The sequence below is a fragment of the Candidatus Berkiella aquae genome (assembly GCF_001431295.2).
Taxonomy (GTDB): Bacteria; Pseudomonadota; Gammaproteobacteria; order Berkiellales; family Berkiellaceae; genus Berkiella; species Berkiella aquae.
On the sequence record NZ_LKAJ02000001.1, the window covers coordinates 2,691,640 to 2,712,484 of the forward strand.

General features: G+C 38.0%; 18 protein-coding genes. 8 read left to right on the forward strand and 10 right to left on the reverse strand.

The features are described from left to right. Positions 1 to 31 precede the first annotated feature (31 nt). Entirely contained in the window at positions 32 to 1,561 is a 1,530-nt protein-coding gene (glpD, locus tag HT99x_RS11790) for a glycerol-3-phosphate dehydrogenase (RefSeq protein WP_102134612.1), read from the forward strand. Here glpD and HT99x_RS11795 read toward each other — a convergent pair. The 5 genes from HT99x_RS11795 to HT99x_RS11815 form a co-directional block, all read right to left on the reverse strand. Further along, complete coding sequence (locus HT99x_RS11795) at positions 1,554 to 2,330, reverse strand: class II glutamine amidotransferase (RefSeq protein WP_075064728.1); 777 nt, start codon at positions 2,328 to 2,330, stop codon at positions 1,554 to 1,556. The genes glpD and HT99x_RS11795 overlap by 8 nt on opposite strands. 83 nt (positions 2,331 to 2,413) lie before the next feature. Then, positions 2,414 to 3,553, reverse strand: a complete 1,140-nt coding sequence (locus HT99x_RS11800; protein WP_075064727.1) for an FtsX-like permease family protein — start codon at positions 3,551 to 3,553, stop codon at positions 2,414 to 2,416. Then, positions 3,550 to 4,194 carry an ATP-binding cassette domain-containing protein gene (locus HT99x_RS11805; RefSeq protein WP_075064726.1) on the reverse strand — a complete coding sequence of 215 codons (645 nt, stop codon included), beginning with the start codon at positions 4,192 to 4,194 and terminating at the stop codon, positions 3,550 to 3,552. Before HT99x_RS11805 ends, HT99x_RS11800 begins: the two co-directional genes overlap by 4 nt. Continuing rightward, positions 4,187 to 5,389 carry a beta-barrel domain-containing protein gene (locus tag HT99x_RS11810; RefSeq protein WP_075064725.1) on the reverse strand — a complete coding sequence of 401 codons (1,203 nt, stop codon included), beginning with the start codon at positions 5,387 to 5,389 and terminating at the stop codon, positions 4,187 to 4,189. Before HT99x_RS11810 ends, HT99x_RS11805 begins: the two co-directional genes overlap by 8 nt. Further along, positions 5,386 to 6,822 carry a TolC family protein gene (locus HT99x_RS11815; RefSeq protein ID WP_075064724.1) on the reverse strand — a complete coding sequence of 479 codons (1,437 nt, stop codon included), beginning with the start codon at positions 6,820 to 6,822 and terminating at the stop codon, positions 5,386 to 5,388. Before HT99x_RS11815 ends, HT99x_RS11810 begins: the two co-directional genes overlap by 4 nt. A gap of 198 nt (positions 6,823 to 7,020) precedes the next feature. Here HT99x_RS11815 and HT99x_RS11820 point away from each other — a divergent pair, with 198 nt between their 5' ends. The 4 genes from HT99x_RS11820 (at position 7,021) to dacB (ending at position 11,614) form a co-directional block, all read left to right on the forward strand. Then, the gene (locus HT99x_RS11820; protein WP_075064723.1) at positions 7,021 to 8,310 is read left to right on the forward strand and encodes an MFS transporter; all 1,290 of its coding nucleotides are present in this window, start codon (positions 7,021 to 7,023) and stop codon (positions 8,308 to 8,310) included. An 8-nt stretch (positions 8,311 to 8,318) separates the two neighbouring features. Then, a complete protein-coding gene (locus HT99x_RS11825; RefSeq protein ID WP_075064722.1) occupies positions 8,319 to 9,578 on the forward strand; it encodes an MFS transporter in 1,260 nt (419 codons plus the stop codon). Positions 9,579 to 9,671: 93 nt separating this feature from the next. Then, positions 9,672 to 10,160 (forward strand): mechanosensitive ion channel family protein, encoded by a 489-nt coding sequence (locus HT99x_RS11830; protein WP_158003344.1) that lies wholly within the window; start codon positions 9,672 to 9,674, stop codon positions 10,158 to 10,160. Further along, positions 10,157 to 11,614, forward strand: coding sequence for a D-alanyl-D-alanine carboxypeptidase/D-alanyl-D-alanine endopeptidase (dacB, locus tag HT99x_RS11835; protein ID WP_075064720.1), 1,458 nt, complete (start codon positions 10,157 to 10,159; stop codon positions 11,612 to 11,614). Before HT99x_RS11830 ends, dacB begins: the two co-directional genes overlap by 4 nt. A 17-nt stretch (positions 11,615 to 11,631) precedes the next feature. Here the strand turns inward: dacB and HT99x_RS11840 are convergent, their stop codons facing one another. The 3 genes from HT99x_RS11840 to purU form a co-directional block, all read right to left on the reverse strand. Next, positions 11,632 to 15,675, reverse strand: coding sequence for a DEAD/DEAH box helicase family protein (locus HT99x_RS11840; RefSeq protein ID WP_075064719.1), 4,044 nt, complete (start codon positions 15,673 to 15,675; stop codon positions 11,632 to 11,634). A 351-nt stretch (positions 15,676 to 16,026) separates the two neighbouring features. Next, entirely contained in the window at positions 16,027 to 16,200 is a 174-nt protein-coding gene (locus tag HT99x_RS11845; protein WP_158003329.1) for a hypothetical protein, read from the reverse strand. Positions 16,201 to 16,221: 21 nt separating this feature from the next. Beyond that, the gene (purU, locus tag HT99x_RS11850; RefSeq protein ID WP_083482729.1) at positions 16,222 to 17,103 is read right to left on the reverse strand and encodes a formyltetrahydrofolate deformylase; all 882 of its coding nucleotides are present in this window, start codon (positions 17,101 to 17,103) and stop codon (positions 16,222 to 16,224) included. Between the two features lie 236 nt (positions 17,104 to 17,339). On the opposite strand from purU, the gene HT99x_RS11855 reads away from it, so the two are divergent. After that, positions 17,340 to 18,197 (forward strand): hypothetical protein, encoded by an 858-nt coding sequence (locus HT99x_RS11855; protein WP_075064717.1) that lies wholly within the window; start codon positions 17,340 to 17,342, stop codon positions 18,195 to 18,197. On the opposite strand, the gene HT99x_RS11860 is transcribed toward HT99x_RS11855, so the two are convergent. Further along, positions 18,187 to 18,567 (reverse strand): hypothetical protein, encoded by a 381-nt coding sequence (locus tag HT99x_RS11860; protein WP_075064716.1) that lies wholly within the window; start codon positions 18,565 to 18,567, stop codon positions 18,187 to 18,189. The two genes, HT99x_RS11855 and HT99x_RS11860, sit on opposite strands and share 11 nt — an antisense overlap. A gap of 290 nt (positions 18,568 to 18,857) precedes the next feature. Here HT99x_RS11860 and HT99x_RS11865 point away from each other — a divergent pair, with 290 nt between their 5' ends. After that, on the forward strand, positions 18,858 to 19,229 hold the full coding sequence (locus HT99x_RS11865) for a hypothetical protein (RefSeq protein ID WP_075064715.1): 372 nt from the start codon (positions 18,858 to 18,860) through the stop codon (positions 19,227 to 19,229). A 52-nt stretch (positions 19,230 to 19,281) separates the two neighbouring features. On the opposite strand, the gene HT99x_RS11870 is transcribed toward HT99x_RS11865, so the two are convergent. Next, a complete protein-coding gene (locus HT99x_RS11870) occupies positions 19,282 to 20,136 on the reverse strand; it encodes a DJ-1/PfpI family protein (RefSeq protein WP_075064714.1) in 855 nt (284 codons plus the stop codon). 161 nt (positions 20,137 to 20,297) lie between these two features. On the opposite strand from HT99x_RS11870, the gene HT99x_RS11875 reads away from it, so the two are divergent. After that, the gene (locus HT99x_RS11875; protein WP_075064713.1) at positions 20,298 to 20,816 is read left to right on the forward strand and encodes a thioesterase family protein; all 519 of its coding nucleotides are present in this window, start codon (positions 20,298 to 20,300) and stop codon (positions 20,814 to 20,816) included. Positions 20,817 to 20,845 lie beyond the last annotated feature (29 nt).

Sequence of the window (20,845 nt, forward strand, 5' to 3'; positions counted from 1 at the left end):
TATTCTCATCGCGGTTGATAGGTTTATCTCATTGTACACCGAAAGCTTCTATGATGTGGTCGTCATTGGTGGCGGTATCAATGGCACAGGAATTGCTGCCGATGCGGCGGGCCGAGGGCTTTCCGTATTACTGTGTGAACAAAATGATTTAGCCAGCGCAACCTCTTCTGTGAGCAGCAAATTGATTCACGGTGGCTTACGCTACTTGGAAGATTATAACTTTGCTTTGGTAAAAGAATCGCTGAAAGAAAGAGAAATCTTAATTAAAACGGCTCCTCATTTAGTCCATCCTTTGCGTTTTATTGTTCCCTATAATCAACTCCGTCGGTCATTTTGGTTAATACGCTTAGGACTCTTTATTTATGATATGTTTGGATATGGGCCCCGTTTTCAACGTTCGAAGACACTCTTTTTGGCTCCTAATGATCCACACAATCCATTAAAACGTTCCATTCGTAAAGGTTTTGTCTATTCTGATGCCACGGTAGATGATGCAAGACTCGTTATCACCACTGCGTTACGTTTAGCAAGAGCCGGAGGAACCGTTGCCAACTACACCCGCTGTATCAGTGCAACGAGACTTACTGATCATTGGCAATTGCAACTTCAGAATCAACTCAATCAACAAATTTATACGATTGAATGCAAAGCTTTAGTGAATGCAGGTGGCCCTTTTGCAGAAGAGATTTTACATTCTGTACTTAAGCTACAAAGCCCTTCTAGACTTAAATTAGTCAAAGGCAGTCATATTATTGTTCCGAAATTGCATAATGGCGACGAAGCTTATGTTTTGCAACATAAAGATGGACGAGTCATTTTCGTCATACCTTATTTAAAACAGTTTACTTTAATCGGTACAACGGAAATTCTATATCATGGTTCACCGCAAAAAGCGAAAATCAGTTTAGCTGAAATGGAATATCTCTGCGAAATTGTGAATGATTATTTCCATCATGCCATAAAACCTGATCAAATTATCCATTCTTGGTCTGGCGTTCGTGCATTAGTCGATGACCAGACCACCAGCATGTCTAATAATACCCGAGAATATAGACTTGAGTTACAACTCGATGAACGAGGCAATCTTCCTCTTTTAAATGTATTAGGCGGAAAATTGACCACTTACCGTGCACTCGCTGAAAAAGCCATGGACAAACTTGCGCCCTTCTTCAGCCAAATGGGAGGGCATTGGACAAGTCTGTGCCCCTTACCAGGTGGTGATTTTCCGGAAGCAGAATTTTCAGCATTTCTAGAAACCTTGGCCCAAGACTTCTCCTGGTTACCAACACAACTTGCATTACGTTATGCACATAATTATGGCACTTTGATTTATCATCTTTTAAAAGGGGTGAATCAGCTGAGTGATCTTGGATGCCATTTTGGCCATGGTCTCTATGAAAAAGAGGTTATCTATCTTATTGAAAAAGAGTGGGCTCGTAGTTTAGATGATATTTTATGGCGTAGAACAAAATTAGGGTTATTTATATCGGTGCAAGAACAGCTTGAATTACAACAATGGCTTGAGAAGTATTTTCACACATACTATAAAAAAGCTATTTAATTGATAATTGCAAACCATCTTTAAAAACCAAAAAATCCCCTTTTTGTGCACGCTGCCAAGTTTCATTAGCTGTTAAAGGTTCCGTTGCTAATACGGTGATGACATCATCAGGTGACATTCTATGGCAAAAATCGATTGATAAATCTTCATCGACTAATTTTGCTTTACCAAAGGGTGCCTTGCGAGTTACCCAAGCTAATTTAGTTGAACAATGTGCATAAAGGTATTTAGAATCACACATTAAAATGTTAAAAACCCCAAACTGCGAAAGCGAATGGCATAATTCTTTAATGAGTAATGCTATTTTTCCATCTTGCTTGGGAGGTTTAGGATATTTGCTATAAATCTGATCAAGCAACCAACAAAAAGCATATTCACTGTCTGTCGTTCCAACCGGTTCAAAATGTGCTAACTTCAATTTCTTTTTGATGCCCCTTAATTGCCCGTTATGAGCGTAACACCAATTACGTCCCCAAAGCTCTCTGACAAAAGGATGGGTATTCTCCAAACAGACTTTCCCACTGTTAGCTTTACGAATATGACAAATCACATTGCGACTTTTAATGGGGTAATTTTTAACAAGTTTGGCAATTTCAGAATCAGCGCTTGGAAAAGGGTCATGAAAAGTTCGGCACCCCCTCCCTTCATAAAAGGCAATTCCCCAACCATCTTTATGAGGACCTGTTTTACCACCACGCTGCATTAGTCCTGAAAAACTAAAGCAAATATCCGCAGGGGTATTAGAACTCATGCCTAACAATTCACACATGCTCTTCTCATTTTGTATTTATACCACAAGGGGTACCTCGTCCGTTGTTGCCTACGTTCTTTCAACCCCAGTCACGTACCAAATTAGCTATTGAGTAGTTTGACGGGGTGTAACTGAGCAGCAAATAAAGTCGGGATGATCCCCGCAAATATGCCCATGAGCATCGACACCGGCAGACCAACTACCCAGGAAAACCAGCCAAAATGATAGGTTAAACCTAACTTCATCACTATAATATAGGCGGCCAAATGACCAAAAACAATCCCCCCAATAGCGCCAAAACAACATAAAAAGGTAATTTCTCGTAAAAATTGCCAAAAAACGGCCCAAGGGGTTGCACCTAATGCAAGCCGTAAACCAATTTCCTTTTTCCTTTCATCAATCAAAATAACCAACAGATTAATGATTGAAAGCATCCCGAGTAATAAGGTGGTTAGCGCTATCATTTTAAGCATCTTTACCGTCATATTAACTTGCTTGTGCAAAACTTGTGCAAAAAGTGTCGCATCTCGGATAAATAGGGATTGAATACCAAACCATGCTCTCACCTTGGTCTTAAATATATGTTGCGCATCTGACAAGGTTGTATGGTCAGCTTGAACGATAAAAGAATCAACGAAGGGGATGGCTTTTAGCCGTGCGAGCATTTCTATCCCAATAAAAATAGCTTGGTTTGGGTCAAATTCCAATAAAGGATTAGGCTCTACCGGCGCTAAAATACCAACTACTTCAAAATACTGTCCCTCTAAACTTAAGGTAGCGCCGAGTTTTGCAGCCAATCCTTGGCCAATGACAGCCACTTTGGATTTCTCATCTAAACGATGTAAGGCTCGACCTTGCGCAATGGGCCATTGTAAATGCTTCTCAATACCATTGATGGTGCCCACAACGATTTTATCTGATTTAAATGTTGATACCATATAGGGAATAATGGTTAATTCATGCCTTTGCTGCCAGCACCAATCACCGATGCTACCAACCTTTAAATGTTGTTCAGCTTGTTTTTTTTCAACGAGGGTCATCGGGGTTAGCGTTGTAATGAAACGAGACGAACCATATTTAGCTAAGACAGCCTCACTGTTGATAGCAACGATTTGATTAATGGAACATAGCGCACTGACCGCACCAATACCAACCATAATACTTGCCAAACTTAATAATAGACGAAGTCGATAGAAACGAAATAAATCCCATCCTTCCTTTAGCCAATATTTAAACATCATAAACCCACCATTAAAAGCTTGTCGCAACGCTTGGCAATGGTGGCATCGTGTGTTGCTATAACCATCGAAAATTTCAATTTTTGTTGTAATGAAAATAATATCGTTAAAATTTCCTGTTTGGTCGCATCATCTAACGCTGACGTTGGTTCATCTGCTAATAACAACTTAGGCTCACCGATTAAGGCTCTTAAAATAGCAACTCGTTGCTGTTGACCACCAGAAAGTTGAGAAGGAAGTCTATCTTCTAAAAACGCTAATTCCAGTAATTTTAATTGCATCCGTGCGCGCTGCTTTGCTTCAAGCGGCGAAATACCTCTATAAAGCAAGGGTAGCATAAGGTTCTGTAATACCGACAAATGGGGAATCAGTAAATGCGCCTGAAAAACAAATCCCAAATGAGCATTACGAAAGCGAGCTTTTTCAGCAGAGGTCAAAGCGAATAGTTCCTTCCCTTCAAAATAATAATGTCCATGACAAGGAGAATCTAATAACCCTAATATATAAAGCAGCGTTGTTTTCCCAGAACCCGATGATCCCATCAACGCCATCGACTGATTCTCTGGCAAATGTAAGTTAAAATGGTGATAAACTGGCAAAGGTGCCTTAGGATATTGTTTTGTTATTCCTTCTAACCTAACCATGTAATACTATCCTATCCCCTACCGCTAATCCTTTAATAACTCTTACCTCATTTTTAACATTATCTCCCAAGACTACTTTTTGCTTTGTGGACGTTTGATCATGTATTACGTTGACATAAGGTTCATCATTTTCATAATGAATTGCAGTTTTATCTATCCACAATCCCTCGGGCAAACGCTCTTCCAGTTGAATGCTTGCGGTCATTCCTATCAACAACTTATTTTGTATCTCTTCTGGAATGACATCTAATGCAACTTTGACATCATAAACCATTGCTTGGCGAGTTCCATTCGCTGGATTATTTTGCACGGATATATCCATTATTTTTCCAGCTAAGCTATGCGTTGAAAATGCAGCCAGCACAACCTTTGCTTGTTGACCTTTCTGTAATCTTACAATATCAAATTCATCTACTTTTACAGAGATACATAATGAAGACATATCTGCTAGCCATGCGATGACTTCTCTCTCTTGAAAGGGTTTTTGCGGATATAGCGCAAAAACTTGCTTTGTTCCCTCAACATGAGGTGCAAGCACTGTTCCTGACATAGGGGAGCGCACAATTAAAGCGGCTATCTTGTTTTGCAGCATTGCTTCTTTATTTTGCGCTTGTTTCAGTTTTAATTCAGCCAATTTTAATGCGGTTGCATTTGCTTTTTCCTTGATTTGTGCTAATTGTCTTTTAGCATTTTGATAATGCTGCTGGCTATCTTTATAAAAGCGCTCATCTAACAAGCATTCTTCTTTTGCAACAATCCCGCTTTGATATAATTTCTTGGTTTGCTGAAATCTAACTTCTGTTCTCGCCAGTTCATGATAAGCTTTGTCCATCTGTGAATTAGCTTGCATCATTTCATAACTTTGTTCCCAATCTCGCAATTTCAAATAAGCTTCTTTATTTTCAATCACTGCCATACTTGCCTCAAAAAGCTGTGCTTGTAATTCTTGAGAAGCGAACTCAAAAAGAACTTGCCCTTGACTGACTTTGTCGCCAAAATGCACGTGCTTTTTTAGTAACATACCATTTGCTGGGCTTTGTATTTCCAGAAGATTTACTGCTAACAAATTACCATCGTACAATATTTTTTCTAATGGTTTGCTATTGGTTATTTGCATTGTCACTTGTGCCAATGCTTGACTCATTTGCATCATCAATATCCACGCGATAATGCTAAACAATCTATTTATTTTCATGCTGTCCCTAACCAATTTTTTGCTAATCGCCCGGCATTTAATTCTAAATTTGCGACGCTATTGTAATAAGCTATTTGGTTGGCATTCTTTGCCATCTGCGCTCTTAACAAACGTTCTTGTTGATTGACCATCTCAAAAAGTGAACTGCGTCCCACTTCTAACTTTAAAAGTGTGTCATTATAATTTTTTTGAGCTAATTTCAAAGATTCTTGTGCAAGCTGAAGTTGCCTTTTTTTGACTTGAATTTGTTCTAATAGGCTAGTAGCAAAATTTTTCATTCGCAAATGATGATGCTGAGATTCATATTCTAGTTTTTCAATTTCACTACGGGCAGCCAAAATTCGATGATATCTTTGTTGTTTATCACTCAATGGAATATTCAACAACATTTGAGCTGTATAATTCCCATTATCATGAACAAAAGGATAACCAAACACTGTTTCGTCGCTAAACTCATCCGCTTTTTCACCGTAGATATGGTAACGCCCAACTGTCCAATCCCCTCTTAATTTAAGATGGGGAAGATTTTGATCTTTAGCAATGACTAACTGATGCGCCACACGTTCTTTATTTAAAGTAAGTACTTTTCCTTCAATATCATTGGCAATCACCTCATCAATCACCTTTGGCAAAGACCATCGAGACTCACTCATCTTGGGTTCATCGAGTTTAAAAGTGATAGATTCATCCGTTAAATGTAAATTCTCTATTAATCTACGTTTTGCTTGAGTCTGCTCAAATTGCGCTTGGTTTAAATTTATCTCAGCTTGTTTTACTTGTAATAATGCTGCATTTAAATCATTGACAGCAACGCGCCCTGCCACAACTTTTTCTTGCATATTCTGATAGAACTGTTTTGCATTCTTTAGCCAATGTTCCTGTAATGTCACATTTTCAGAACACAATTGTAACGCACGAAAATCAACAATCACTTGATAGATCACTTGCTCTTGTGTTTGTTGAAAAAGCAATTGCTGAATGTCGTTGAGAATGATTGCATTATTAATTTCCCAGGTATTCACGAGTTTGCGTCGACCTTGCAATAAAGGTTGTTCAATCGAAATTCGCAAAGCAGTGCCGGAACTTTTCTGATAACGTTCAAATCCTACGTTTTGTTCTGTAAATATTTCGAGTTGCGTACCATAGGGTGTCATCATTTTTACAGAGGGGTAGGTATGTATTTTCTTTTCATCAAAATTTTCTTGAAAATACGTTTCATGGTGAATCGTCGCGCTTGCATTAAAAAAAAGCTGCGGATTGAATTTCTGCCTTAAAATCTTAAGCTGATGTAAACGTAACGTTTCATCAAATTTCGCAAACTTAAGTTCAAGATTATTTTCAAGTGCAATATGAATAGCCTCATGCAAATCAAGCGATTTCGCCTCAAGCGAGAATGTTAACAGCAAAATAACAAGAACGAAGAGTCGCTCCATGATCGCTTCCTGTGTGCGGCCAAGAAATGGCGCAAGGAATCTAACATGGCAAGAAATCCTTGTAAACATGAGTTAGTCAATCACTTTTTTATGGCTTTTTTAGCCAATTTCGAGTGTATGTATTCGCTTTTATGATGTTTTTTGTTCTGTAATTCACTTATAATTGACGTTTTTTTTAAAAGAGATAGAGAGAGCTGCGTGCAAAATAATAATGTTAAACCGCCTTATTCCTCTTTGCGCCCTTGGTTTATTTGGGGGCTAGCAGCCTTCTTCTTTTTCGCACATTATGTGGTAAGGGTTACACCTGGCCATATCAGTGAAGTCTTACAAGCGGCTTTTGTACAAACTTCCAAATATGAGTTTGGTGTTTTGGGCTCCGCCTTTTATTTACCTTACGTATTGATGCAAATGCCTGTTGGCTACTTAGTCGATCGTTTTGGTTCAAGAACATTACTAACCATTGCTGTGTTCATTTGCAGTGCTAGCTCACTCATTTTCGCCAGCGCCCAAGTGATTGGTACGGCAATGATATCTCGTGTTTTACTCGGCTTCTGCTCGGCGACTGCCTTTATTGGTGCCTTAAAGCTGATTACCGTTTGGTTCGAGCCCAAGCAACTTGCATTGTTAGTAGGTATTACTCAAGCCTTAGGCATGATAGGTGGCGCAACCGGTGCACACCTTGCACCTTATTTAAATGATGTCATCGGTTGGCAGAGTATGTTTCATCTGTATGGTATTGTCTTTTTTGCATTGGCTATTCTTATTTTTTGTGTTATCCGCAACAGTCCAAGCAGTATTCAAAATAACATTGGTAGTAAAAGCGATAAACTTCCCAATAAAGCAACTTTTGCACAAATCAAAGCTGTCCTCTTTAATCGTTATACCTGGATTAATGCACTCTATGCAGGTTTAATTTACGCACCAACCGATGTATTAGGTGAGCTTTGGGGTAAAGAATTTTTACAAAAAATCCATCATTTGAATCCTTATACTGCTTCTCATGCTATTTCCTTTTTATTCATTGGCTGGGCAATCGGTGGACCTTGTGCGGGTTGGTTGGCCGATCATTGGGGTCGTAAACCGGTCATGATTTTATCTGCCATCATGGGTACGATTTTATTACCCCTTGTTTTTTATGTTCCCGGCATTCCGATGGGCTTTATCATGCTTATCTTATTCCTCTATGGCGTGAGTAATACTGGCCTTATCGCAAGCTATACCACAGCCGGTGAATTACATTCAAAAGAACTAGGTGGTTTTTCAATGGCTATCGCCAATATGCTATCTGTTTTACTCGGTTCATTGTTAATGCCAGTATTGGGCTTGTTATTGGATTGGCATGCGTCAAGTCACTTAGCTGCAGATGGAACAATGTTGCATACTGTCGTTGATTATCAACGTTCTACCCTCATACTGCCACTATGCTTATTCTTGGCTATCTTCTGTGCATTCTTTACCAAAGAAACTTTGGTAAAGGCAAAAAGCTAGGTTAGAAAATGCAACGTTCACCTTGGCAAGTAGGGATCATTTCTTTAGGAACATTACTAGAGTGGGCTGAATATACTTTCTACGGGTATATGGCGCTCACTTTATCAACGCTGTTCTTTCCAAGCAGTGATCCAAAATTAGCCCTGATTAAAACATTTGGTATTTTCTCAGCCGGCTATATCATGCGTCCGTTAGGTGCGATTATTTTCGGTGCAGTAGGCGATAACCTCGGTAGAAAACCTGCCTTAATGTCGTCTTTACTACTGATGGGATTTGCGACCTTTACAATTGGTTGCTTGCCAACGTATGCCACGATTGGCATCAAGGCCCCCTTACTACTACTGTTAATGCGCTTATTGCAAGGACTTGCTATCAGCGGCGAATATAATGGCGCGGGTATTTTCCTCGTTGAAAAATCGTCATCCAATCCTTGTCTTGCTGGAAGCTGGGTCAGCGCAAGTGCAGCTGCTGGCATGGTTGTTGGAGGCGTTGCTGCATTACTGGTCAATCATCCTCTTGCGCCCTCATGGGCTTGGCGTGTGCCTTTTCTGTTAGGGGGTTTAAGTTGTTTTCTGGGCCTTGTGTGTCGAAACCGCTTAAGCGAATCCCCGCATTTTTCACCCAACAACCCCATCACCAAGCAGCATTTATGGCCCATGCTCATGCAATATAAACATTCCTTTGTTTTTGCAGGCGCTATTGCTGCTTTTACAGGGGTATTTGTCTACATTTGCAATATTTATATTGTGGTTTTTTTAAAGAAAGTAGTTCACCTGCCTATGAACGATGCAACAATGTTCGCTATTTTTGGAGAAATTATTGTTGCTATTATGATCCCTATCATGGCTTATGTCGCCGATAAAACGCATCCCTATCGCCAATATCAAATGGGTTTGTGTCTTGTCGCATTGTTTTGCCCCATTATCTTTGCACTTTGCTACAGCGCTCATTACGGGCTCATTCTGCTAGCCATGGTACTTTATGGTGTACTCAATGGCGTTGTTTGTGGCCCCATGGTTAAAATTTTATGCGATCAATTCCCTGCTAGAATTCGTTATACCGGTGTCTCATTTGCATGGAGCTTTGCTGCTGCCATTTTTTCAGGAACAGCCCCCTTGGTTGCAGAGATATTAACCACCCGTTTTGATTGGGCATTAGGTCCTAGTATCTACGTTTCTGTTATCGCACTGTTTACTTATGGTATGAGTAAACTGCTCTATCGCTTTTCAATGCCTGAAACAGCAGTTGTGCAGCTAAAGCATTCATAAACAAAAAGTTGACATTCTAAATATGAAAATGTCAAAGTAAACAACCATTACTCTAACTATTGTTGTTTATAACCCATGAACATGATGCAAGCCATGTTAACTAAGGTGGGTAGCTCTCTTCCTGCCATTTTAATGAGCATTCTTATTTTTGCGTTGTTTTGGTTTTTAGCAAAATTTTGTACCTCACTCATACAACGTTTGGCTCTTAAAAGTACGCCTCAAAAACAACCGGTATTCTTGGTATTCACCATCGCAACAAGAATCGCTATCTTGTTAGTTGGTGCGATTACCGCATTAGGCTCTGCAGGTGTGAATGTCAGCGCGATGGTTGCAAGCCTTGGACTGTCAGGACTCGCCATTGGTCTTGCCTCCAAAGATGCTTTCTCCAATCTCATGGCAGGTATTATGGTATTGCTTTATCAACCTTTTAAAATCGGTGATAACATTCAAGTTGGTGAACATAACGGCACCGTTACAAAGATGAGTTTACGCTACACTCACTTGCAAGGTGACAATAAAGAAATCTTAATCCCGAATGCATCCCTTTTAACCAACAATATAATAATTTGTGGGAAAATATGAAAAAGCTATTGATTCATTTTGTAACGGTTAGTGCACTCTTTTTTTCTCAAGCTTACGCGCAAGCACCCTATGAGAAAGCTATCGATGATTTAATTAAACAACACCTACCCGATGCAGCGGTTGGACTTGTCATCCAAGATCCCAAAACAGGCAATATTATTTATGAAGCCAGAGCTGAAGAAAGCTTTCTTCCAGCAAGCACCACCAAACTTTTTACGGCCGTTGCTGCGCTGAAATATTTAGGTGAAAATTTTCAATTTCAAACAACGTTACAAGCACCTTTAGATAAAATTAGCGGCAATGTCTTAAATGATAATCTCTATTTTGTTTTTAGAGGTGATCCGACTTTTCAAGTAAAACATATTCAAGAAATATTGAAAGCACTTAAAACTAAAGGCGTTAACCAAATTCAAGGTAATTTAGTAATTGATGACAGTGCTTTCGCCGAACCTTACTATGCACAAGGTTGGACATGGGATTCACTCCCTTGGTATTACTCTGCGCCTATCACCTCTATCATCATCAACGAAAATAAAGTTCGCTTAAAATTCAATAAAGCAACCGCATTGAATGCACCCATCAAAGTCGAGCAAGCAGATGCAGAATTACCTCCTTTTAAACTGCAAACCAATGTCATTGCGGTGTCCGCACAAGATGCAGAACATAACTGCCAGCTCAATGTAAAAGTAAAAAATAACGATCTGTCACTTTATGGGTGTTGGCCCATAGATAAAACACCGGTAGTGGTTGAACTTGCTGTTGATGATACCCGCGCCATCGCAAAAAGCTTAATTGAATCATCCTTGAAACAATTAGATATAAAATTAACCGGTACCATTCAATTCGGCCCAGCGCCCAAAAATGTACCAGCTATTATTGTAAAGCGTTCTGCTCCTTTAAAAGCGTTATTGCCCCGTGTACTAGCGGATTCTAATAATGTTTATGCTGAAAGCCTAACAAAAGGCTTAGGCTTAGCTTATGGCGGCCAAGGTACCTTTCAAGCAGGTATTAATGCTATTCAAGAAATTTTAGCAGAAGTATCACGCATTGAATTCTCAAAAATGAAACTAAGCGATGGCTCAGGACAATCACGTTATAATTTAGTTTCACCCTATTTGGTTTCACAACTGCTTAACTTTATGTATCACGATCCTTCGTTTCCAGTCTTTCAAGCAAGCTTAAGCTCTGCAGGTCAAAATGGAACTTTGGCAACTCGTTTAAAAGATAAAGCTACTATCGGAAAAGTGATTGGCAAAACAGGTAGCGCAACCGGTACTTCTGCGTTATCCGGTTATTTGACAACGGCTAAAGGGAATGAATATCTGTTCTCTCTCATGATTAATCATTCCACCAAAAACTACAATGAATTAAAGCGCTTTGAAGATAAGCTTTGCCAATTGCTTATTGATGAACCATGGGCACCCACATCGACTACCGCTCCTAAGCGTTCTTAAATGCCTGATAGCCCCTATTAATCACATTTAATAGGGGCTTTTTTAAAACTGCACTCTTTCATTTGCGCCATTAAAATACCTCTTGTACGTTTGCTATCATTTGCACTTTGTTTGCTCTTTGCATAAGCATTAATGTATGGCAGGGCACTCCAAAATAACATCTCTCCTTTGACTCCTTTTAGTGCTTGTGCTTCGTTAGCAACTGCAATTTCATCTAATGAAATATCATGATCTCTTCTCGCTTTTCTCTCCGATCTTTTTTCATCTGCTTCAGATTCTGGCGAAAGTGATTGAAGCAGTTGATACACCCGCTCAACCGTCGGCGCAGGGCGATGATGAACTTTACTTAATGATTTGCTCCACATTAATTTGGTCAGTATGGGGAGCGTATTTTCTACTTGATCTTGACATAAATAATCTGGCGAAATAGGCAACTGCAGGTTTGCTCCTTGTAATAACTCGATAATTTGGTTATAAACTATTTTATCCAATGAAATAATTAAACCAATTTTGTCATTATTACGCCGAACTGCTCGGCCCATCATTTGTTCAAGCATAATACGATCAGGCGAAGTGCCAACAATGACATAGCCTATATCTGCACTGTTAAAACCTAAAGTGCACATTTTACAAACAACAATCACGCCATAGTCTTCTCGCTTAAACTGTTCAAGCTCTTCTTTATATTGCGGATTATCACTGTGAATAGCAAAGCTTGGGATACCACTACCATTCAAAATGGTATTCAATTGATTACATTGTGTCGTATCTTTAAGAAAAATAATTCCTTTCATACTTGCTAACGTTGTTTTCCCGTCATATCCAGGATGATAAAAAGTATCAATGAATCTTGTGAAATCCGATGACATGACATCCATTCCATCAATACAAACTGGAACGACCGAAGCGATAATCGATTGATTAATAGCTTGTTTTAAAGAGTAACGATAAATCACTTCTAAAGGATTCTTGTTTGGTGGTGTGGCAGTAAAACCTAGTAATAATTTATCTTGGTACGATATAAACTGCTTATCCAGAGACAAAACTTGCTTTCTATACGAGTGATATTCATCGAGCATTAGCAGCTTGATGCTCCCCAGAAAATGAGGATCTGCTTTTATTAAATTTTCAAAACTATTAATACAAAAAATGATTATTTTACGACTGTCTTGATAAGACGACGCATTAATGATTTCTTCAACTTTGGTATGGTTACATGAAACAGGAATTATCGCATCATCAGGAATTTTCTTTGCTTCAAGTTCATCTGAATAAGGCAACCTGCTATTATAAAGCTCCTGATATAACTGCGAAACTAACGTAATATTCTTCGTTACGATTACAATGTTTTCGCCCTGCTTTAAATGCAGATAACCCAGACAAGCTAATGCACTTTGTACACGTGATTTGCCAGAACCTGTTGCCATCCAAATACAAGCATGTGAGGGAATATTCGGTTCTATGATACTTAATAGTGCACGCCGTTGATAAAAACGTAAGTGCCTGTTGTTAACTCCCTGGATGCTCTCTTTCAATTCACTAACAAAGTGTGGCTTATATTCAACGGGTATTGATAACTCCGTTATCGATCCAGAAGTTGATGCTTGCTCTATCCTTTTATTTTGATGTTTTAGATAGTTTATTTTATTTTTATCAATAATCTTATTTAAACAAGCAATTGCTTCTTTTAACCATTGACTTTGCTCTTGACCTAATGAATCCATGATAGGAACATCAAACGGCTGTGCATACCGTCGTTCACCCCGCCCCAAAGCAAAGGCATGCTTATGTTTTCCAGCACGAATCAGCGTTGCAATATCTTTAGAAATAATGCGATATCCTTGATTTTTGCCTTTCAACGCATAGTGCAATACTAATTGAAAATAATAATCTTCTCCCCAAAAATGGGCTTGCTTGGGCTGTGGAAATAGTAAAGTCAGATCGGCCTGGGTCTTAAACAATTGATTCACTTTTCTCATATTGATCATAAATAATTTAGAACCCAGTTGTCCTTCTTTTGGAGGTAAAGAAAAATGACGAGTCATGCTTATACAAGGCTCTGCATAGAGTAAATCTTTCAATGTTTGATAAATATTATCCCAGCTATTCTCATCAAGTGCATTGCTACTATTAAATTCAACACGCTTGATATTGTCATCCATCATCATGAAATGATTTAATTTCCAATATTGCGCAGCTAAGAATATCCCTAATCGACGATTAGTAATGAGGTTTAAACTTGAACTTTCCCCAAATGCGGTGACTATTTTATTGAGTACCAAAACATCGATATGTGACAAATCAAGTTGGGATTGCGCCAAGCCTTCAAATTCATCAGTCGTACAAACCATCACACAACGACCATCTTGTGGCTTGGGCAGCAACGCCTTTTCTTTTCGCCCTGCACAGACAAAGGTAACCATGTCATCAGGGGTTAATGCGGTATGATTTGTATAGAATTCTGCTTCAAGGCAAGGGGTTTGGATTGGTAATACGAACTGGCTAAACATCTGACGAGCTGTAGTTAATGTGCCAAGTTCATGGCGACAAGCTTTATTCTTCACATGATTAACATCAAGCTCAGGTGTATCTGAATGGCCATCAAAAGCTAAATATTTAGGATTAATCCCAGCGACAGGCGTTAATTCAACGTAGAGTTCAAATTCAGATAATAGCGGAAAGTTACCTCGTAATGCTTCATCAATTAACTGCTTAACCTCATCATAATAATACTCTTTAAGGTAAATCTTTTTAATTATCATCAGATCTCTTAATTCTTCAACTGCATCATCTTTAAATACATGATTGATTGCAGCTAGTATCAGTCGCAATATATTTTTATTACGACAAGAAACCACGTGATCAATTATCGTATAGTGAGATCTAGTCATGTTCAATAAGTTTGCTTTAAATGCTGTAGTATTTTGCATTAATAATTTAATTGCAGAAAACACCAAATTAATATCTTCTGTTGAAATTGCAATATCTAAAAAACAAAATCCTGCTGAATTGCGAAAAGTTAAGTTATAATCTAAAGCTGATTTATTTTTTACCAAGATATCACTAACAAGCTTAACATTCTCAATGTTCTCACTTGAGAATGCACTATTCAGGGGCGTAAACATATCTAAGGCACAACTTTTCAAGTTCAAATCTAGCGCTTTTGCATTTCTCATTAATGATTCTATTATCAGTTTTGAAATATTATGATCGTTTGCTTCTAGCGCCTGTAATAATATGGTATATCCATTTTTAGCTGTGTTGTTTAAGTTTAAAGCCAATGACTCCTCATCTTGCTCTAATGCCGTAAGAAGGACTTTTAAAATTGATATGTTTTTTGTTCGTATAGCTGAATTTAAAGGTAAAAAACTTCCATTGGTATAATTAGACAGCATCTTCTTAAAAATATCCCTGTCATTCCTTAATTCCATCAATAACATTTCAGTGACTTGTATACTCTCTTTTTTTATTGCCATATCAAGTAATGAAAAACCACTTATCGTTAAGTTTGTTAGAATTTTCCTGAATAATGCTTCATTTCCAAAATTTTTCAAAAATATAAATTGCTCAATAAATATTTCGAAATTATGCTTTTCAAGCATGCATCCTAATAGCGTACGTCTATCACTGGTTATTTGGGTCAAATTCCATAGATGAAGTTCAGAGTTGTTTTTTACCACATTCCACAATGCTTGATAAATATCCTCAAAATCATTCATCCATGCTAAATGAATTAAGGTAATTCCTTTTGTATTAGTTTTTTTCAACACTTCATGAATCATTTCATTATTTAACAATGGAAAAACAATTTTCCATAATGCAAATGAAACCTGATGAGGATCAACAGCATTTTTTTCATTTCTAAGGATATAAGGATTTCCCAAAATTTTATGTAGCAAATCAGATTTAAGCACACTATCAACTATTTTATTATCTCGTACAATGCTATGTTTTAATCTTTCAATAAAATGATTTAATTCTTGTGTTGTTTGAAAGCGATTTGGTTGAAGGCAGTTAAAAATTTCATCAATGACGTCGTGTGAAGTAGATAAACCTAGCATATAAAATCCTATTACCTATGATATTAGTCGAAATAATCATGAAATAGATAGGAATCAGCTGTAGCCCGAAAATTTTTGGATAATAAAATTGATTAACTGGAAGGGATTTAGGAATGAACAATAAATAAACATGTGATTATCTTATGCGAATGGGTACATCCGCACAAAAGTTAATTAAATAAAACATGTCTGGATGGTAGCTAGTATTTTTATGTTCGTCCATAAAAATACTGAATTATTCAGCACATAGCATTAGAACAATTAAAGTTTTTTATTAGAACAGGATAAAAATGTGATTTGTTCGAGTGTTTTTAATGATCTTTGCAGATTGTAATGTAACATGCATGTTGCTTATCGATCGGTTACATTCATTTGTTTCGCCGCTGTCGCGGCTATGATGGGATGGTTATCTTTCCCCCCATGCAAACATGAAACGGCATTAGCCGTGGATGCTGGAATGGGGGGTAAATAATCAATATAAATTAAAACCGCAGCGGTGTAACAAATAGCCGAATCTAATTTCATGAATACTGCGACATAAAACATTTAATGTTGTTCGAACACCACTGTTTTCGTGCCATCAACGATAATTCTATCTTCAAGGTGTGCTCTCACCGCTCTTGCAAGCACGGTTCTTTCAACATCTTGCCCAAGCTCTCGTAATTTATCTGCACTATGTCGATGAGATACCCTGATGACATCTTGGGCGATAATAGGCCCCATATCCAAATCTTGGGTAACATAATGCGCTGTTGCGCCAATTAATTTCACGCCTTTATCGTATGCTTGCTGATAAGGATTGGCACCAACAAATGCCGGTAAAAAGGAATGATGAATATTAATAATTTTATTGGGATAACGACTCACAAAATCTTCGGAAAGGATCTGCATGTACCGCGCTAAAATAATACCATCTACTTGATTTTCACAAAGCGCCAACATCTTAGCTTCTGCTTCCTTTTTTGTATTTTGAGTCACCGGAATATGATGATAGGGCACGCCAAAATGTTCAGCCGCTTTTTTTAAATCTGGATGATTTGAAATAATGAACGGTATGATTAATGGAAGTTCATTACGTGCTTGGCGCCATAAAATTTCTAAAAATGCATGATCATATTTTGAAACAAAAATGGCCATCTTTTTTAGCTTTGCAGCATAATGGATCTGCCATTGCATTTTGAAAGGCTCGGCAACTTGAGTTGCAAACGCTTGCTCTAGATTTTGATTACTCATATCAAGATGAGGCGTTTGGAATTCAAGGCGCATAAAAAAGGTGCCATTCTCTGGATCAGTAGAATGCTGATCTAAATCCGTGATATTTGCACCATGATCTTTCAAAAAGGTAGTCACTTTAGCGATAATGCCTGGTCTATCCGGGCAAGTAATTAATAATCTTGCTAAATTGGCGTCGACAGCGTGTTTCATCATGAATAAACTCAAGCTCTTTAATGGTATAACCGCCCGTTCTTAAAAATGTTTTTTCAAATGAAAAGCGAGCGGTATATTTCATTTGAATGCACAGCCCCCTGCACTGGAGGGTGGGTAATGAGTATACTTTGCTTGAAAAAAATCGTCCATTAAAAATTTATCTAGTTAAATTGATAAATTTTCGCGAGAACATCTATCCTTAATGAAGAAGAACTCTAACCCAAATAAGTGTAATTATGTCAATATTTCCGCTTACTCAGCCCTTAGATGATTCGGCGCTCTTAAAAACGACCTGTCATTTATACAGGATTAGTTTGCTGCGGGTATTAGCACTCAGTGCACTGTTTGTCGTCATTTTACATTACTTTCGTTTTGGAAAAGCGTATTTACCCATTGCTTGGCAACCTTATCATTTGCAAAGTGCAATGGTACTGCTGATTTTATCTTTGCCTGTGATAGGTGCGATGATAACGGTTATCGACAAAGTAGCAAAAAATTCGCCTTATACTTTTTGGACAATAACAAAAGAAGTCGGTGATCGATTCTTATCTTTGATGGGAGCACTCATTTCGATTGCTTTACTGCCATTGATACTTTTTGGTGTTTGTTACGCTATTTATTTCTATCTGATTTATCTTCACCTACCTGTTCCGGCACTGTTTGCTTGGCAAATATTCAGTTTGTTACTGGTGTTTTTAACGATTGTGACAAAAATCTATGCACCTTGGTTAATTTTTAGTGATGGACTGGATGCGAATGATGCTCAAGATATGAGTGGCTTGCTCGTGAAGGGCAGATTTCTTAAAAGCTTTATTCATGCTTTATTTGCTGTGCTTGTGATTGTTTTTCTTATCAAGCTTCCAGGATTAATAGAATATTATTTTTCCGCTGCTAAAAGTGCGCCGCAATGGGCAATTGCATTAGTCGCAGATATTATCCTGATGATAATCGGACCATGGTCACTTGTCTTTCTATTAACGGATAAATATAACTTACAGAATCGTAATAATAATAAGGCATTGCCACAAACAAAGAAAACTCAAGTGAAAGTTCAAAGTGCTATTTCTAAAAAATCGAATAATGTTACGTTTTAGTGGAACGAGGTTTTTTACGGTTTTCGACTTCTGCGCCATATTGATCTAACAGGTTAAGCATTTTGGTGTGTACTTTCGCGCCATGAACCTCTGTATAGGCCTCATTCAATCGACGTAAAGAAGTGCCTTGGTGCGTGTCTGAAGGATTCGCCCCTAGCTCTAAAGCCAGAGCCACTCTATCTGGGAACCCCATCATCACTTGTATTCGAGCTATCTCTTCTAAGCTCAAATTATCGCTCTTAGGATCGGGCAAACTAGGCTCGCCTTTGATAGATCCCTTGAAATCAAGTTCACTTACCAAGTCAGACAAACGGTCAAGAAACAGGATACGCTCTGCGCCAAAGTCTTTCATTTTTTTGGAGTCATTCATATATTGGACAATCCAGTCAGTTTAACAAATCATAATTATTAAGTAAACTAAGCTATTCCATTTTATCAGTATTTAGAACCACTTGCCCTATCGCTAAGGCTTTGTTAACCTTCCACCACAATTTCGTGCGGTTACTCCTATTTATGTTTTAAATTCTGTTCCATGTTGAAGTCAAGTATTCCAGGACGAGCGACATAAAAAAGCCGATAGTAACGGAAAATTGTGTATATACACTATAATGCATCCGTAAAACGATGAATGAATAAAAATAAAGACATTAGGGTAACTTTATGAGAAACACAGAATGTTCCCCGCTCATTCAAATTTCTTTCTTGAAAGACTTACAACAAACCTTTCAAAAAGAAGTTAGGGAACTCATCGATGTCTACTTAATCGATGCTAAAAGAAAAGTGAGCGCTCTCTATAAAGCGGTTGAAGAACAAAATCTTGCTCACTTCAAGAATGCGGCAAGAGAATTACGCCAGCGCAGTATTGATGTAGGCGCTATTTCATTCTCATTCGATTGTTTACGACTTGAAATGGCTGCTCAAGAAATGCGTTTAGAAAGTTTGCCTTATTTAATTGGTATCCTTGAAAAGCGATTTGTTTCAATTAATGAGGAATTAGAACGATTAAAAGTTTTACCCTTATTTAAAAAATAACTTGATCCCACATCGTTGCGATAACGATGCGGAATCTTGTTCATGATGATACTTATTTTGCTTTATTCATTGCTTCTATGAATGTTTTAGCCAAATCATTATCAGAAACGGGATTTTGTCCTGTGATTAGTTCACGGTCTTGGATGACATTATCCTGCATTGCATCTTTGTTTTTAATCTTTGCACCTGCAATTTCTAGAGCCTCTTCAGGGTAAAATTCTACTTTTCCTTTTAATTGGCCTTTTTCAGCTGCTTTTTCTTCGTCAGTTGAAAAAACGGTCATTTCATAACCTTTGTAAATCCAATCTTCTGCTAACTTTTCAGCAGCATCTTTATCGTCAATCGTTAATTTCTTGCGAAAAGCAGCAGGGTTTTCTAAAACAGCAATCGAAGCAATAGGCCCATGACAGATCATGGCGGTCGGTTTCGCATTTTTATGAAAATACGTTAAGATTTTTCCCACACTAGGATCGACCATGAGATCAGTCATGGGAGCATGACCACCTGGGATAAACACACCCGCAAATTCATCTAAGTTGCCATCGGAAATATGACTTAATTTTTTAATATTCCTTTTTGCTAGTACTTTCTCAGTCAGTTCAAATGCATCGTTCATCTCTTTTTTATCATTTTGAAAAAACAGCGGATCTTTTGAATGTTTGTCCATAGCGGGCTTTTTACCTTGTGGGGTTGCAACCACTACATCAAAGCCCGCATCGAGTATTGCCTTTACAGGTACTGCAAACTCATTGAGAAAAAAGCCTGTTTCATAGGTTTTACCATCTTTCAATTGTAATTTATCAACATTAGACATGATAACGAGAACTTTTCTTTTCTGTGTTGCTTGAATATTAAAAGATAAACACAGTAATACGGTCATAAACGCTAAAAGTAGTTTTCTCATCATTTTCATCCTTGTTTAAAAGAAAATAGTTAACCATAACAAAATCAATTTTCTAACTTGAAACTATCTATTGATAACAATTAATACCATCGATTGTTGACTTGAAGCTCATTTTGAATTTTTCTATCATGTCATCCTGATAGTCATTATAAGTGGTACACCTCATGAATTTATATCTTCGTTTACTTTGGTTGCTCATCCGTTTGCCTTGGCTTCCTAAACAAGCTGATCCTTTAGCAGCCTCTGTCTTAAATATGCGAGTGATGCCCAATGATCTCGATATTTATTTACATGTAAACAACGGTCGCTATTTAACCTTAATGGATTTAGGCCGCCTGCATCTCATGGCCGTTATGGGACTGTTAAAACCCATCCAAAAAAGTGGTTTTGCGCCATTACTTGGCAGCGTTAAAGTACATTTTATACGTTCATTACGTGTATTTGAAAAATTCAAACAAACAACGCAAGTCATCTATTGGGATGAAAAATGGTTTTACATCGAGCAAAAAATATTTAAAGGCGAAGAACTTTATGTCACGGCCTTAATGAAAATATTATTTATTAGTAAAGAAGGCAAAGTCGCGCCCCAGAGACTTTTTCAGCTTCTCCCCAAGCCGCCCACACAGCCTTCTCTACCACCCCAAGTCGAACACTGGATAGCAGCAGAAAAAGCAAGCCGTTAGTAAAGATTACCACCCTATATATGGAATAA

Coding starts and splice junctions, on each gene's coding strand:
- HT99x_RS11805 (WP_075064726.1), bottom strand. CDS start 4,194: ATGGTTAGGTTAGAAGGAATAACAAAACAATATCCTAAGGCACCTTTG.
- HT99x_RS11830 (WP_158003344.1), top strand. CDS start 9,672: ATGTTAACTAAGGTGGGTAGCTCTCTTCCTGCCATTTTAATGAGCATT.
- HT99x_RS11875 (WP_075064713.1), top strand. CDS start 20,298: ATGAATTTATATCTTCGTTTACTTTGGTTGCTCATCCGTTTGCCTTGG.
- HT99x_RS11815 (WP_075064724.1), bottom strand. CDS start 6,822: ATGGAGCGACTCTTCGTTCTTGTTATTTTGCTGTTAACATTCTCGCTT.
- HT99x_RS11795 (WP_075064728.1), bottom strand. CDS start 2,330: ATGTGTGAATTGTTAGGCATGAGTTCTAATACCCCTGCGGATATTTGC.
- HT99x_RS11870 (WP_075064714.1), bottom strand. CDS start 20,136: ATGATGAGAAAACTACTTTTAGCGTTTATGACCGTATTACTGTGTTTA.
- HT99x_RS11855 (WP_075064717.1), top strand. CDS start 17,340: ATGTCAATATTTCCGCTTACTCAGCCCTTAGATGATTCGGCGCTCTTA.
- HT99x_RS11865 (WP_075064715.1), top strand. CDS start 18,858: ATGAGAAACACAGAATGTTCCCCGCTCATTCAAATTTCTTTCTTGAAA.
- HT99x_RS11825 (WP_075064722.1), top strand. CDS start 8,319: ATGCAACGTTCACCTTGGCAAGTAGGGATCATTTCTTTAGGAACATTA.
- purU (WP_083482729.1), bottom strand. CDS start 17,103: ATGATGAAACACGCTGTCGACGCCAATTTAGCAAGATTATTAATTACT.
- HT99x_RS11845 (WP_158003329.1), bottom strand. CDS start 16,200: ATGAAATTAGATTCGGCTATTTGTTACACCGCTGCGGTTTTAATTTAT.
- HT99x_RS11860 (WP_075064716.1), bottom strand. CDS start 18,567: ATGAATGACTCCAAAAAAATGAAAGACTTTGGCGCAGAGCGTATCCTG.
- HT99x_RS11840 (WP_075064719.1), bottom strand. CDS start 15,675: ATGCTAGGTTTATCTACTTCACACGACGTCATTGATGAAATTTTTAAC.
- dacB (WP_075064720.1), top strand. CDS start 10,157: ATGAAAAAGCTATTGATTCATTTTGTAACGGTTAGTGCACTCTTTTTT.
- HT99x_RS11810 (WP_075064725.1), bottom strand. CDS start 5,389: ATGAAAATAAATAGATTGTTTAGCATTATCGCGTGGATATTGATGATG.
- HT99x_RS11800 (WP_075064727.1), bottom strand. CDS start 3,553: ATGATGTTTAAATATTGGCTAAAGGAAGGATGGGATTTATTTCGTTTC.